Source organism: Pseudoalteromonas fuliginea (assembly GCF_000690055.1).
Lineage (GTDB): Bacteria > Pseudomonadota > Gammaproteobacteria > Enterobacterales > Alteromonadaceae > Pseudoalteromonas > Pseudoalteromonas fuliginea.
Window position 1 is genome coordinate 1 of record NZ_JJNZ01000058.1, and the last position, 14,474, is coordinate 14,474.

The 14,474-nt window shown below is 38.0% G+C and carries 11 protein-coding genes and 1 other RNA gene; 8 read left to right on the plus strand and 4 right to left on the minus strand.

Annotation, left to right across the window (positions count from 1 at the left end):
• Window positions 1-65 precede the first annotated feature (65 nt).
• Window positions 66-3,086, plus strand: coding sequence for a bifunctional diguanylate cyclase/phosphodiesterase (locus DC53_RS05625; RefSeq protein ID WP_081824581.1), 3,021 nt, complete (start codon window positions 66-68; stop codon window positions 3,084-3,086).
• 12 nt (window positions 3,087-3,098) lie between these two features.
• Here the strand turns inward: DC53_RS05625 and DC53_RS05620 are convergent, their stop codons facing one another.
• On the minus strand, window positions 3,099-3,428 hold the full coding sequence (locus DC53_RS05620) for an SUI1 family translation initiation factor (RefSeq protein WP_007378351.1): 330 nt from the start codon (window positions 3,426-3,428) through the stop codon (window positions 3,099-3,101).
• A gap of 135 nt (window positions 3,429-3,563) precedes the next feature.
• Here DC53_RS05620 and DC53_RS05615 point away from each other — a divergent pair, with 135 nt between their 5' ends.
• The 4 genes from DC53_RS05615 (at window position 3,564) to DC53_RS05600 (ending at window position 7,505) form a co-directional block, all read left to right on the plus strand.
• Window positions 3,564-3,869, plus strand: coding sequence for an STAS domain-containing protein (locus DC53_RS05615; protein ID WP_007378350.1), 306 nt, complete (start codon window positions 3,564-3,566; stop codon window positions 3,867-3,869).
• The gene (locus DC53_RS05610) at window positions 3,869-5,518 is read left to right on the plus strand and encodes a fused response regulator/phosphatase (protein ID WP_007378349.1); all 1,650 of its coding nucleotides are present in this window, start codon (window positions 3,869-3,871) and stop codon (window positions 5,516-5,518) included. Before DC53_RS05615 ends, DC53_RS05610 begins: the two co-directional genes overlap by 1 nt.
• 56 nt (window positions 5,519-5,574) lie before the next feature.
• Window positions 5,575-6,234: a GAF domain-containing protein gene (locus DC53_RS05605; RefSeq protein WP_008135709.1), complete on the plus strand. Its 660-nt coding sequence runs from the start codon at window positions 5,575-5,577 to the stop codon at window positions 6,232-6,234.
• A gap of 80 nt (window positions 6,235-6,314) precedes the next feature.
• A complete protein-coding gene (locus DC53_RS05600) occupies window positions 6,315-7,505 on the plus strand; it encodes an amino acid aminotransferase (RefSeq protein ID WP_033031018.1) in 1,191 nt (396 codons plus the stop codon).
• 80 nt (window positions 7,506-7,585) lie between these two features.
• Here the strand turns inward: DC53_RS05600 and DC53_RS05595 are convergent, their stop codons facing one another.
• Complete coding sequence (locus tag DC53_RS05595; RefSeq protein ID WP_081824582.1) at window positions 7,586-8,788, minus strand: aromatic amino acid transport family protein; 1,203 nt, start codon at window positions 8,786-8,788, stop codon at window positions 7,586-7,588.
• 215 nt (window positions 8,789-9,003) lie between these two features.
• Between DC53_RS05595 and DC53_RS05590 the strand changes: the two genes are divergently transcribed.
• On the plus strand, window positions 9,004-9,900 hold the full coding sequence (locus DC53_RS05590) for a DMT family transporter (protein ID WP_033031020.1): 897 nt from the start codon (window positions 9,004-9,006) through the stop codon (window positions 9,898-9,900).
• Window positions 9,901-9,917: 17 nt separating this feature from the next.
• Here DC53_RS05590 and DC53_RS05585 read toward each other — a convergent pair whose 3' ends face one another.
• Entirely contained in the window at window positions 9,918-10,796 is an 879-nt protein-coding gene (locus DC53_RS05585; protein ID WP_007379022.1) for a flagellar protein MotY, read from the minus strand.
• A 207-nt stretch (window positions 10,797-11,003) separates the two neighbouring features.
• On the opposite strand from DC53_RS05585, the gene rnt reads away from it, so the two are divergent.
• On the plus strand, window positions 11,004-11,696 hold the full coding sequence (rnt, locus tag DC53_RS05580) for a ribonuclease T (RefSeq protein ID WP_008137071.1): 693 nt from the start codon (window positions 11,004-11,006) through the stop codon (window positions 11,694-11,696).
• Here rnt and DC53_RS05575 read toward each other — a convergent pair.
• Window positions 11,680-13,305 (minus strand): flagellar assembly protein A, encoded by a 1,626-nt coding sequence (locus tag DC53_RS05575; RefSeq protein ID WP_007379024.1) that lies wholly within the window; start codon window positions 13,303-13,305, stop codon window positions 11,680-11,682. The genes rnt and DC53_RS05575 overlap by 17 nt on opposite strands.
• 554 nt (window positions 13,306-13,859) lie before the next feature.
• Here DC53_RS05575 and ssrA point away from each other — a divergent pair.
• Window positions 13,860-14,216, plus strand: a transfer-messenger RNA (tmRNA) gene (gene ssrA / locus DC53_RS21515).
• Window positions 14,217-14,474 lie beyond the last annotated feature (258 nt).

Consider the following 14,474-nt stretch of genomic DNA (forward strand, 5'->3'; position numbering starts at 1 on the left):
AAAAACTGGAAAAGTTAAACAACGAAAATTCTACAGATAGCCTCCATTAAAAATGGGGGGATTACCTGGTGTATCGACGCCCTCCATCGCGTTTTGGTGTTAACTCACTAAGTGTAAAATTATCATTGCTAATATCTGCAATTTGTTTAATTGCGGGCGTGTGTGCGGCTGCCTTAATGCTCAAGTCAGAAGAAAAGCAACTTGTTTTTGAAGAGCACGAAGTACTTAAAGGTTCAACAGAGTTACTTGTTAAGCAATTTGATGGATTGATTAAAAGCAAAGTTAATACCGCAGAGCAGGCCAATAAAGTTGTTGCAGAGCAGCTGTTCTCTACACAAGTTTCAATTGATCTTAAAAACAGGTCTCAGTTACAGTTTAACAGTGATGGTACAATCCGAAGTGCGTCTGCTGATGGTTTATCAGCAGCTTATTTACCGCAAGAGAGTTACTCACCTTTTTATAAGCAATTAATTAACGACTCAGAATCATTATGGCGAATTATCTCCCCAACAATTATTAATGATTTTTTTAATTTTTACTTAATTACTAAAGATAACTTTATACGGATATCTCCGCCTAATTGGGCACTAAATGCACCCGCCGGATTTAAGTTCACTAAAGGGCCTACATTTAATTATGTTCAAGGAAAAACTAACCCAAGCCGTGAACCAACGTGGTCAAATGTTTACTACGATAAAGTTTGGCATAAATGGGTTATTAGTTTATTAGTTCCGATTTATGTCGATAATGAGTTTTTAGGTGTAACAGGCAATGATATTTCGCTTGATACGCTTATATTTCAGTTGCCTGTGGGCGACAAAGAAAAACATTTATTAGTATTTGATAGCAAAGGGCAGTTGTTAGCGCACCCAGAAGTAAGTTCGAGCTTATTAGCCAGTTACGGGAGTAAAGGTAAAGTACTTAAAACCTACGACTTTGTTAACCAAGAACTACAATCGATTATTAGTGATGCAACTAAAAGGAAGTTACCTGAATACGCGAATTCATTTAAGCAAAATGGTGAAGCGCATATTATTAATATCCGTAAAGTAGAAGGTTTAGATTGGTATATTGGTGTCTATAAAAAACGTTCATCGACGCTCTCAGCTCTTCAAGAACTGAAGCTTAAGTTTTTTGGGTTATTCATTCTATATGCGATTTTAGTTGCTTTATTGCTACATCAAGCACTTTATCAGCTTGTTCTTCGTCGCCTTCATACTTTAGTTTATGCAGTGACAAACTTTGGCCAAGGGAAGTTAACAACTGAATTTCCTGAAGAAAATAAAGATGAAATTGGCACATTGAACGGCTCATTTAGAGATATGGCAGTAGAAATACGCAAACTCATTGATGGCCTCAATATGCGTATTACAGAAAAAGAAATAGCAGAAAAAGCAGCTAATCGTTTATCCAAAGCGGTTGCATTTTCTGGGACTGGTGTTGTGATCACCGATGAAAACTTCTTTATAGAATATGTAAACCCTAAAATGCTTGAGATGACAGGGTATCAAGAAAGCCACTTTAGTAGAGCGCCATTGTTAAGTATTATTGCCTCCGAAATGGCCATTTTGGTTGAAGACATAGACATTGATCTGAGAAGTCGTAACTATTGGCGTGGTGATACACTTATTCAAGCTTTAGATAAACAACCCATTTGGGTTTCGCTAAGTGTTTCTCCAATTCGCGAGGACGGTGGAAAAATAACAAGTTATGTTGCGTCTGCGCAAGATATTTCATTTGTAAAAGAAAGTCAGCGTAAAATGGAGCAGTTAGCTTATTTTGACACGTTGACTGGCTTAGCAAATAGAACGTTTTTTAGAATGCAGTTACGCAAATCGATGGCACTTGCAGAAAGAGGGCATTATGCCTTTGCACTATTTTACTTCGATTTAGATGAGTTTAAACGTATTAACGACACACTAGGGCACGATGCTGGGGATCAGTTGTTAATAGAGGTGGCAAATAGGCTCAAAAAACGTTTAAGAGCAGAAGATACCATTGCTCGATTAGGCGGAGATGAGTTTGCGGTTTTACTCAGTGGTATTGAGCATCAAGAGCATGCTACCGATGTTGCGAATACGATTCAAAAAACGTTAAATGTGCCTATAAAACTTGGCAGTAATGAAGTTATTATTAGTGCCAGTATAGGTATTACAATGGCCCCTTACGACAGCCTTGAAGAAGATCAGTTGTTAAAACATGCCGACTTGGCCATGTATGAAGCCAAAGCAAAAGGGCGTAATACATTTCACTTTTATAGCCAAGAATTGGACTCTGCGGCAAATGAGCGATTATTTATAGAAAACGAACTACGACAAGCATTGAAAGAAAAACAATTTGCTGTTTACTATCAACCACAAGTCGATAGCCGAAATCAGCATGTTGTTGGCTATGAAGCTTTGCTTAGGTGGTTTCACCCAACAGAGGGGCTTATTCCTCCTACCAAGTTTATACCAATTGCCGAGGCAACAGGTTTAATTGTTGAGTTGGGTGCTTGGGTACTTCAAGAAGCATGCGATTTTGCAGTTAGATTACAAGAGAAAGGCCGAAGTAATAATATTTCGATTAACTTATCTGCTCGTCAATTTAAAGATGCTAGCTTAGTACCAATGCTTAGTAAAATGATTATTAAATCAGGGGTGTCTGCTAAGCATCTGCATTTAGAATTAACCGAAAGCATGCTAATGGGAAATGTCGAAGCAGCAATAACGCAGTTGCATGAGCTTAAGGCATTAGGTGTTTCGATTTCTATAGATGATTTTGGTACAGGTTACTCGTCTTTAAGTTATTTAAAACGATTCCCGGTCGACATATTAAAAATTGATCGTTCATTCGTAAAAGACATTCCAGAGGATAGCAATGATATGGAAATCACGGCTGCAATTATTGCAATGGCGCAAAAGTTAAAACTTAATGTGGTTGCTGAAGGTGTCGAGACGATAGAACAAATACAATTTTTGCAAAATAATAATTGTTTTATAGTGCAAGGGTATTATTTTAGCCCACCAATTACTGAGGCTGAGTTACCAAAATTGTTTGATAGGTTAAAGGATATACCTGACTTTGAAGCGTTACAAAGTGAGTAGTAAAATGCGGGTTTAGCCACCCGCAATTTTCACTTTAAATTTTAAGCCTTCGAGAATCGCTTTTAGCTTGTCTCGATCATCACCTTGAACTTCAATAGTGCCATCTTTAACTGCCCCACCTTGGCCCATTTTGCTTTTAATTGTTTTGGCCAGCTTTTTTAAATCATGATCTTTTGCATCTATTCCAACAACCAGCATAACTCCTTTGCCTTTACGTCCTTTTGTTTGACGTTCAATACGCAAAAAACCATCTTTAAAAATTTTTCCGGTACTTTCTTTTTCTGGTTTAGGCTGACTAATGCGCCCAGAATCCGTCGAATATACTAAGTGATTATCACTCATACCTAACCTACATAGATAAAATGAATTAAACAATGGCTCAAATGATAACAAATTTGCGCTAGTGTGTTTTTCTTTTTGCTAATTAGTTTTAACAGGTTATATTTAGTTTAAAGGAAATATTATTGGAACCCATATATGAACTTAACTAAGAGCACATCAGCAGATGGAACGACCTTAACAATACAAATTAAGGGTAAGTTTGACTTTAATTTAGTGCAATCTTTTCGACAAGCTTACGCTCAAATAAATGCAAATATAGTAAAAGTAATTGTTGATTTAAGAGAAACAGAGTACATGGATAGCTCGGCATTAGGCATGTTACTTAATATGAAAAAAACAATAGAAAGCCAAGTAGGTACAATTGAGATAAGTAATTGTCAGCCACAGTTACGAAAAATATTACAAATTTCGCGCTTTGATAAAAAGTTTGATATTTGCTGATGATCCATGTGCTTATTGTTGATGATCAAGCGCTTAACCGAATCTTATTAAGTAAGATGCTTGAGGAGGACGGCTACAAAATATCGATGGCGTATAACGGTCTTGAAGCATTAAAAGTGCTTGAAACACAAGATATAGATATTATTTTACTTGATGTAATAATGCCTGTAATGGATGGCTTTGAAGCAGCTCAAAAAATAAAACAACGCTTTGATGAAGTTTACCTACCGATTATTTTTATTACTTCTTTGGATGATCAAGGTAGTTTTGAGCGCTGTTTAGAAGTTGGCGGAGATGACTTTATTCAAAAGCCTTTTGAAAAAGTTATTTTGCATGCAAAAATTAAAGCGCACAGCCGCACTCGCCAACTGAGTAAAAAAGCCAATCAACAAAAAGAACTTCTTCAATATCATCACAACCAAAACGAAAGAGAGCATGAGATTATTGAACATATTTTTAATAACTCACTCGAAAATCAAGATAAATTTAAAGACCACCTCGATTTCAACCTATCACCTGCATCTATGTTTAATGGAGACATGTTTTTAGTTGCACAAAGCCCCATTGGTAACCTTTACTGTATGCTTGGCGATTTTACGGGGCATGGTTTAGCTGCTGCTATTGGTGCATTACCTGCCTCGCGTGCCTTTTATAGAATGGTAAGTAAAGGTATGGCTGTGAACGACGTCGCCTCTGAAATTAATACGTTACTTTATAACTTACTACCTGGTCATATGTTTTGTGCGGCAACAATTATAGAGCTTAGTTCTTCTGGGAAAAGCATATCGGCATGGTTAGGCGGATTACCAGATGCGTATTTAATTGATCAAAATGGTGATGTTAAGCAAGTTCTTGAATCTCAACATATGGCATTAGGTATTTTAGATGAAGATGAGTTTGAGCACGAAGTTATTCATTTTGAAACAGATCATGAAACTCGTTTAGCATTTGCAACAGATGGGATTATAGAAACAACTAATAAAAATGATGTTTTTTTTGGTGAAGAACGCTTTTTAGAAACGTTAAAAAGCAAACCCATGGTTAGCTGTGAAAACATAGTTGGATATGTGAGTGAGTTTGCGGATGGGAGCGAGCAACAAGATGATGTCAGTATTGTTTTACTTAATTGTTTGCCTCTTGCTTCGCAAGAGCAGGTTAGAGAGACGTTTTCAACTTTAGCATTTAATTTGTCGCTAAGTTTAAATGCTAAGCAAATAAAGCAAACCGATCCCGTATACGATTTAGTTAATATTTTAAGCGGGGTAGGCGGATTAAAAGATCATCGTTCAAATATATTTTTATTACTTTCTGAAGCTTATAATAATTCGCTTGACCATGGCGTATTGGGTTTAGACTCAAACATTAAACTACAAGAAGATGGTTTTTTTAAATACTATGAGATGAGAGAAAAAGCCCTCGCAGCGTTGTCAGATGCGATGATTATTATAGATATGCGTTATTGCCCAGATACATTAAGTTTATATTTTATTATTTGCGACTCGGGTCGAGGTTTTAATCGTGGTGAAAGTGCACTTTCTGCTACGAATAGTGAATTTGGTCGAGGTTTGTCATTACTTAAAGAGATAGCCGAGAAAGTAACTTACAATGCCAGTGGGAATCAGGTAGAAATGTGTTACAAGTTGAGCTAGCTCTGTAAAAATATCCATGCTATTATTCTGAAAACTTTAGATGTATGGATGGCTAAATGATTTCTTCTTACCTAAAACAAGCACAACTAAGTGCAAATCCTACTTTGATTTCAACAGAGCTTGAAAAGCTTGAGTTGCATCTTACAAACACAATTTTGCCTGATGTGCGTTGGGAGTATCAAATACCTGAGCTTGGCGAGGGCGGTGCGTGTAGTTTATTTGGTTACCTACAAGATGAGCCATTCAAATTAACTGACTACCTTAAAAGTGATGAGCAAACACAGTTTAAGCTAGCTAGTCTACAAAGTATTGTAAGCTATATTGAGCAGCAAACAGGTGTCGACTGGTATGGTATTTATCAATCAACCAATACCAGTGAAGGTAAGCAATTACTCAAATTGGCTTATCATGGGGTGCCAAGTCGTCCGTTGTTTCCATTAACAGAAGCTTTTGCTGCTGGTAGCAACAATGTACAGGTAGCGTTATCTCATCATGGTCGTATTATCAATAACGTCGAGGCGTATTTATCACAAGGTGGTGAATACTACACATGCGATCCTAAAGTTAAATCAGAAACCTGCTTACCTCTATTTAACGCGCAAAATGAATGCGTTGGTATTATAGATGCAGAAGCCTTTAAAAATGACTTTTTTGATGACAAGACACTTGCCGTTTTAATTGCGTGTTGTATTAAAATTCCTCACTTTCTAGTATAAATAACACTAGTCAATGTGATGTGCTTTTATGTTAAGCTTAGGCTAACAGCTAACCCCTAAATAACGATAAGAGATAGCCAATGTTCTCAGTATTAAAACCATTACCAACAGATCCTATTCTTGGCCTTATGGCGGCCTATAAACAAGATACAAACCCTAATAAAATTGATTTAGGGGTAGGTGTCTACAAAGATGAGCAAGGCAATACACCGGTACTCAAAGCGGTTAAAAAAGCTGAAGCGTTTCGTCTTGAAAACGAAATGAGCAAATCTTACATTGGTTTAGCGGGTAACTTAGATTACTGCCAAAAGATGGAGCAGTTACTACTAGGCGAACATCAAGCATTGCTAGCAAATCGCGTGCGTACCGCGCAAGCTCCTGGTGGTACAGGTGCACTTCGCGTTGCAGCTGAATTTATTAAGCGTTGTAATACTAACGCGACTGTTTGGGTAACTAATCCAACATGGGCTAACCATATTAGCTTGTTTGAAGCGGCAGGCTTAACAGTAAAAGAATACCCATATTACGATTACGAAAACAAAGACTTACTGTTTGATGAAATGATCAACACACTTAAACAAGTGCCTAAAGGTGATGTGGTTTTAGTGCATGCATGTTGTCATAACCCAAGCGGTATGGACTTAAACGAAACACAGTGGAACACAGTTGCTGAACTTGCAAAAGAAGTTGGCTTTACACCACTTGTTGATATTGCATACCAAGGCTTTGGTGCTTCACTTGAAGAAGATGCACGTGGCTTACGTATTTTAGCTGATGCAGTAGAAGAGCTAATTATTTGTTCTTCATGTTCTAAAAACTTTGGCTTATACCGCGAGCGTATTGGTGCATGTTCACTAATTGCAAAAGACAGCGCAACAGCAGACATTTCAAACTCTGTAATGCTAAGCGTTGTGCGTAGTATTTACTCAATGCCGCCAGCGCATGGTGCCGATATTGTTAATACTATTTTAAGCAGTACAGAGCTTACACAATTATGGCACTCTGAGCTTGATGAAATGCGTAGCCGCATAAACGGTTTACGTAGCTTAATTAAAGAAAGCTTAGCAACTAAAGATATTGCGCAAGACTTCTCATTTATTGAACGTCAAAACGGTATGTTTTCTTTCTTAGGTATTAATAAAGAGCAAATTGCTCGCCTACAAAAAGAATACGGTATTTACATTGTTGGCTCAAGCCGCGTAAATGTTGCAGGTATTAGTCATTCAAATATTGAATACTTTTCAAATGCTGTAGCTGACGTTTGTAAATAAACGCAGTTAGTATAAAAAACCGCACATCATAATGATGTGCGGTTTTTTATTATCTAAATTTAAACAAAAAGCAGTAACCTTTAACCGATAGCAGGAATAAGCCCCGCCATTTGCATAAACTGCGCAGCAATAATCGTTATGCCACATATCGCTGCTATGCCAAGCCCAACATTCCCACTTTTGACTTTGTAGCCTGTTTTATTTGATGTTGTACGCTGTTTATAAACCATTGCAACGGGTAAAAATACAGCAAGAACAACAAGTGCAATTGCCGCATAACCTAAAGCCATAATAAAGCCTTGTGGATAGAATAATGCAAAGCCAAGTGGCGGCATAAACGTAATTAAGGCTGTTTTAATTCGGTCTGTTTTATTGTCACCTTTTTTAAATGCATCGGCAAAAAAGTCGAATAAACCTAAACTCACGCCTAAAAATGATGTTGCAAGGGCTAAATCAGCAAATAACTTAACGGCGGTCGTTACGTTTGGGTTATGCGCAATACCTGCCACGCTAGATACAAACCCATTAAGGCCTTGGCTGTTGAGTAAATCAGCTTGGCTCATAATACCTTGGCTCAGTAATTGCCAAAAAATATAAATCACTAAGGGCAGAGCAGCACCCGCGATCATTACTTTGCGCAGTACTTTTATTTCAAGGCCTACGTATTTAACAATAGATGGAATAGAGCCATGAAAGCCAAATGAGGTAAATATAACGGGGATCGCTGACAATATTAAGCCTTGCTCTACTGGCATCTCTAATAAGTGCTTACCTTGAACGTAGGGCGTTAACATATAGAACAAGCTAGCAAGTACAATGATTTTTATTGTAAATAACACCCTGTTTAATTTATCTACTTTACTGGTGCCTAGTGTTACTACACTCGCAATTATGACCGCCAATACAATTGAACCAAGTTGTGGTGCTATATTCACACTTAAACCTATATTTATACGCTCTTGGAGCTGTGCTCCGCCACCTGCAATATAAGCGGCACAAAGTGCATAAAATAAGAAAATCATCGAAAAATTAGCCACATACTGCCCGCGTTTTCCAAGCCAAAGTTTAGCTAAAGTATTTAAAGTAGCATCACGTGGTGCGTACTGATGAAGCTCTAACATAAGCAACGCTGTGTAAGTCATTAACATCCAGCTCGCGACTATTAGCACTAATGCGGTATTAAAACCAAGACCGGCAGAAGCAATCGGTAATGCTAGCATTCCGGCACCAATAGTGGTTCCTGCAACAATTAACATGCTCCCTATTGTTTTATTTTTAAGCACTTAATTACCTTAATTATTATTAATATACATGCACGATATAACTAGTTACCTAAAACTTAAATAGTTTTATAATAAAACGCTGCAATTAAAATGTAACTTACAATTTACAGCTGTATTTATTAAGGCATTTAGTGTTTAAAAAGTACTAAAATACAGTAGTGAGCGTATAATTTATTCTTTAATATATTCATTTATAAAAAGCATAGGGATGGCACGTGCCTGTTAAAGCTTCGTATTTTTTAATGGTTCTCATATGGTCTACAACGCCGCTAGGGATAGTGTGGAGCAGCGAAAGCGTATCGCCAACACTTGCAGTCCTCATGCGTATGCTTGTGGGATTGTTTATAGGCGGCTTAATAGTTGCTATTACGAATATTAGAGTGCCTTGGAGTAAAAATGCGTGCTTACTTTATTTTTATTCGAGCATTGGTATTTTTGGTGGCATGTTACTTAGCTATATGGCTGCCAAAACGGTTCCCTCAGGAATTATCTCACTCATGTTTGGTCTAGCGCCGATTTTGTCGGGATTACTCGCTCAGCAACTACTAAACGAACCCAAATTTAGCCCAATTAAGTTAATGGCACTGGCATGTGCATTAATCGGTTTATATTTTGTTAGTTACAATCAAGTGCAGCACTCACAAACCCAAGGTATAGGCTTACTTTATGTGTTTATGGCTGTGTGTTTTTTTAGCTTAAGTGGGGTAATGATAAAACGAGTACAAATAGCAATTCACCCAATGGCGACCACCTTTGGTGCTTTAGTGTTTGTAACGCCACTATTTTTTATAGCGTGGTGGTTACTCGATGGAGAGTTGAATACTGCAAATTGGAGCGCAAAATCACTTTGGGCTATTGGGTATTTAGGTGTGTTTGGATCACTGATCGGTGCGCTTGCCTACTTTCATGTTTTACAAAACTTAAATGCAAGTACAGTAGCACTTACTACCTTAATTACCCCCAGTTTTGCTTTAGGGTTAGGTGCATGGCTAAATAATGAAATGCTTAGTCGAGAGTTGCTGATAGGCGCTGTTATTATTTTGATTAGTTTAGGTTTTTTTCAATTTGGAGACAAATTTTTGAAATCGACAAAATTAAAAACCCAAGACTAAAAGCGCCCTCAGTGTGATCACATTTTAGCTATTTGGATAACTAAACGACGGTTTTTATTACGCCCTAAAATATTTTCGTTTGTATCCACAAAGCGTTTTTCACCTAAACCAGTTGTTTGCACTTTTGCTTCATCAACACCTAAACTAACCATGTAATCTTTAATTGATTTTGCACGTTTGCGTGAAAGGTCAAGGTTATTCCAACGTCCACCATAGCTATCGGTATACGAATCAATGCTAATGGATTCAATACTCGGATCGTTTTTTAAATACTCGGCAATCTTATCTAAACGCTGCTGCGAAGATTTAGTTAACTTACTGCTATTTGATTGATAATTCATAATGGTAAATGAAATATCTTCAAAGCTATAAGGGAGTAATTCATCTCGACACTGTAAAAATGCCCAATACGCCTGTTTAAAATTAACACTTGAAATACCAACGGCAATTTTATCGGCACTGTTTTGCCAGTCTTGATAGTAAAAGGTAGGGTAAAAGCCCTTTTCAAGTTCGGTTAGCATTTCCCATGATGTTTTATTGTCTAGCTCACCGTCAAACTTTTTGAGTAGCTTCATATTGGCAATATCGCGCGTAGGTAAGCCCGCACGCCAAGTAGGGGGGACTGCTTTTAAACCCGCTATGTCATAATTTTCAGGCCTGACAACCATATCTAAATGAAAGCTGAGATTTTTGTTTTTACTTGCTGAAGCTTTAAAAATAGCCTCTCCATAGTAAGGAACTTCATGATTTAATTGGCATTGTAGCCTTGTTGTTTTAACCACTTCCCAGTTAGAGTTATCTTGATTAGCTGTATATTGGCGCATAGCAGCATAGGCACTACTGTGGCATAGTGCGCTGGTGATACTCAGGCTAATTAATAGCAACTTAAACTTCATGGGGCATGCTCCAACACATCTTTCATGCCAATAATTTGGCAAAATACAGAGTAATTATATTTCAAGGTCAATAACACCTAGCTAGCTTAAACTTTAAAGCAAATTACATGCCTACAATTTAAGGCGCAATTAATCTAGCAATGCACTAGCCGAAAGGTACTCACTTTTGACATAATAGTGGGCTTATACCTATAAACCAAGAATACTATGGCAAATACTGAGCAAACACTTTTCGCAAAACGCTTTCGTGGCTTTTTTCCGGTTGTAATTGATGTTGAAACAGCGGGCTTCAATAAAAATACAGACGCTTTACTAGAAATTGCCGTTTCAGTTTTAAAAATGGATGACGAAGGGTTGCTCAGCATAGATCATACCGTGCACTTTCATGTAGAGCCATTTGAAGGCGCAAACATAGAGCAAGCTGCAATTGAGTTTAATGGTATCGATCCCTTTTCGCCATTACGCGGCGCAGTGCCAGAAGAAGACGTTATTAAAGAAGTTTGCAAAGTGGTACGCAAAGCTCAAAAAGCAGCAGGGTGTCAACGCTCTGTTATTGTGGCGCACAACGCAGCGTTTGATCATGGCTTTTTAAATGCAGCTATAGAGCGTAATAATATAAAACGAACACCATTTCATCCCTTTGTAAGTTTTGATACAACCACTCTTGCAGGACTTGCGTTAGGGCAAACTGTATTGGCTAAAGCATGCCGTGCTGCCGGTATTGAATTTGATAACAGCCAAGCTCATTCAGCACTTTATGATACCGAGCGTACCGCTGAGCTGTATTGTTTAATTGTAAATCGTTGGCAGCAACTAGGTGGTTGGCCGTTAGCGCCACTAGATGATAGTGACGCCGAAGTGGATACACAAGATGGCACAGAAACTAAAATGACTGAGTAATTTTTCCTTCATTTAGTTTTAATAAATGGGGTGGATAAATACGCGAAAACTGTTTTGAATCCTTTGCTATTTTAAGTTCTACCCCTGGGTGCATTAACTCATTCACTTTTAAGCGGCAACTTGAAAGCAATTGCGTGATTTTTCGCTTAATCAACAATTTTTGACGATTAACATGCTCTGTACGTGCTTTTATATGTTGTTCATTTTCGGTTATTTTATTCAATAACTGCTGACGCTGAGTGGGCTCTGCAACTTGTCCCGCTTTTTTACGAGCTTGTTTTAAAGCAGTTACTTTAGTTGCAAGCACTTTTTCAAAATCAGCAATCTGGATCTGCTTGTCACGAAGTTCAAACCAGTTTTGTGCTAAAAGCACACGAGTTTTTGTTCCCGCTGGTGCACCGAGTTCGCCGGTTTCAATACGCATAGCGTCTAAAATATTGCCACCAATAATTTTACCGCGAGGTTTATCTGCTTTACCAACGCGTATTAACCGCCTTGCACTCATATCACAATGCAGTGCTTGGCGTTCAATAAATAAATCTTGTTCTGTTTTTATATTACAATATTGAGCGTAGCCAATTGAAATAGTACGCAAAGCTGTAATATGACATGTAAATGCTTCATTGTTTTCGCGTTTTCGACCAATAGCCCCCTGCATAATTGTTACAGCACTTTTGCTCTCAACAATACCTGATTCTACAAACCCTATAACGGTAATATCGCCGTTTGCTTTAACATGCATACCGTCTTTTATATCACCGCTGATTATTACGCTACCATCAAAATCGACATGGCCAGTACTTACATCAATGTTATCAAAGCATAAAACATCATCTACACGCATACCGCGAGGCAAAGCAACGGGTACACCTTTACAATCTGCAATAAGTATATCTGGGTTGTTGGGGTCTATTTTAGTCCCTTCAAAAGGTTGTAATTGATGTTCTTTTCCTGGTGTTGCAGGAATAATTTCACCAAATATAGTGTAGCCATCTTCACCGCGAGTGGCGGGTATGCGCTGCATAAGAGGTGTACCTGGTTTTACCGTGATGATTGCGCCAAGGTTTTTCATATCAACCTTACCGCCTTGAGTTGCTTGAGGGCTAAGCACACGATCTTGGGCTGTTGAGCATAAACGAACAAATCTAGCATCTTTGCCATCTTTAGGGTTACGTCCGTGAGCAATTATTGCACTGTAAGAGCTTCCAGCTGGTTGTTCAAACTGTTGACCTAAAAAGGAATCAAGCGCGCGAGGGCTTATTCCTTTTTTAACACCGGCATCAGCCAGTGCTTTTTGCGCACCTTCCATCGATAATAATAAACCACCTTTTGTAGTGGTAATGGTTGCTTCTGCTACCATGCCTTTTTCATCGATATTAATAACAACAGTTGCATTTACAGCCTGAGCAATAATTAACGACTCTTCTTTATAATCTTTGCTTTGAGAAAAAAGTTTACCAATGTTGGCCGAAATAACGTCAAAATCACAGTAGTCAGATTGTTCTAGCAGTTCAATTAACTGCGTTGCAGTTATTGGAAAACCACTATCAACAGGGTGTGCTATTAAAGATAAGTACCCCGTTTCTTCATTAAATGAAAAAACCGACATTTATTTATTCCCTACTTAATGTGCCTGTTATTATAATTGTTATATTTTTTATTGCTTTAAGGTGCATTTTTAATCCGATCAAAAAAGCCAGCACTCTATTGGAGCACAACTAGAGTCTCGTGTTAAGTAAATGTTGTTTAACTATGCAGCTATTTATAAAAATATGATTGTTTAATAGCCAGTTAGTATGAGGGGCTGTTTATTTTTTGAAGTTAAATTTGCCGAAGTGTATTTGGTTTTTATGCAAGGCAAAGCCTATGCTGTGCGGTTGTTCCCCATAGATAGGCGATAACGTAGCATAAATGCCAAACATACGCTGCCCTTTGGGCTCGCTCCAAGGGCTATTTACTCATTGTTGCTCGATTTTTACTTAGCCTACTACCTATTGCTAGGCTACAAACCTCGCGCCCAATTAAATCACCTCTATATAGAACAAATTTCAACCTAAAAGGTCAACGAGTCCTAACAGATAAAATAAAAGCGAGTTAGTTCTTGAGTATCAGCGCCTTACTCAGTTATACTGCTCGCACGCTCTGAATGAGTTTACTGATTCAGGGGCTGATTAGGATTCGACGGAATTCAAGACGCCCAAGGTGCATGTCGAGGTGCGGTTTGCCTCGTTAAACAGCCGCAACCTAAAGTAATCGCAAACGACGATAACTACTCTCTAGCAGCTTAGGCTAGCTAGCGCTCCTTCCATGTATTCTTGTGGACTGGATTTTGGAGTGTCACCCTAACACCTGATCGCGACGGAAACCCTGGCCGGGGTTGAAGCGTTAAAACTAAGCGGCCTCGCCTTTATCTATCGTGTTCGTCCGAGATTTAAAGGTTAATTAAATGACGATACTAAACATGTAGTACCGACGGTTGAGGCTTTTCGGACGGGGGTTCAAATCCCCCCAGCTCCACCAATAAAGGTTTTTGAACTCGTTATTCGAAAACCATAAAAAACCCGCAAATTTGTTAATCCAAATTTGCGGGTTTTTTTATGCTTATAATTTAATTATTAATGATTGTTTAACGTTTGTAGTTTGTAATAACTAAGACCAATCTGCTTATATATGGGGTCTATTTAACATTAAGAAAATTACGCTAGAACCAGACAAAAATTTTTGTATCTAGTTGTTCTAAATAAAAATTTTTTAACGACGTTATAGTGCAATTTAATT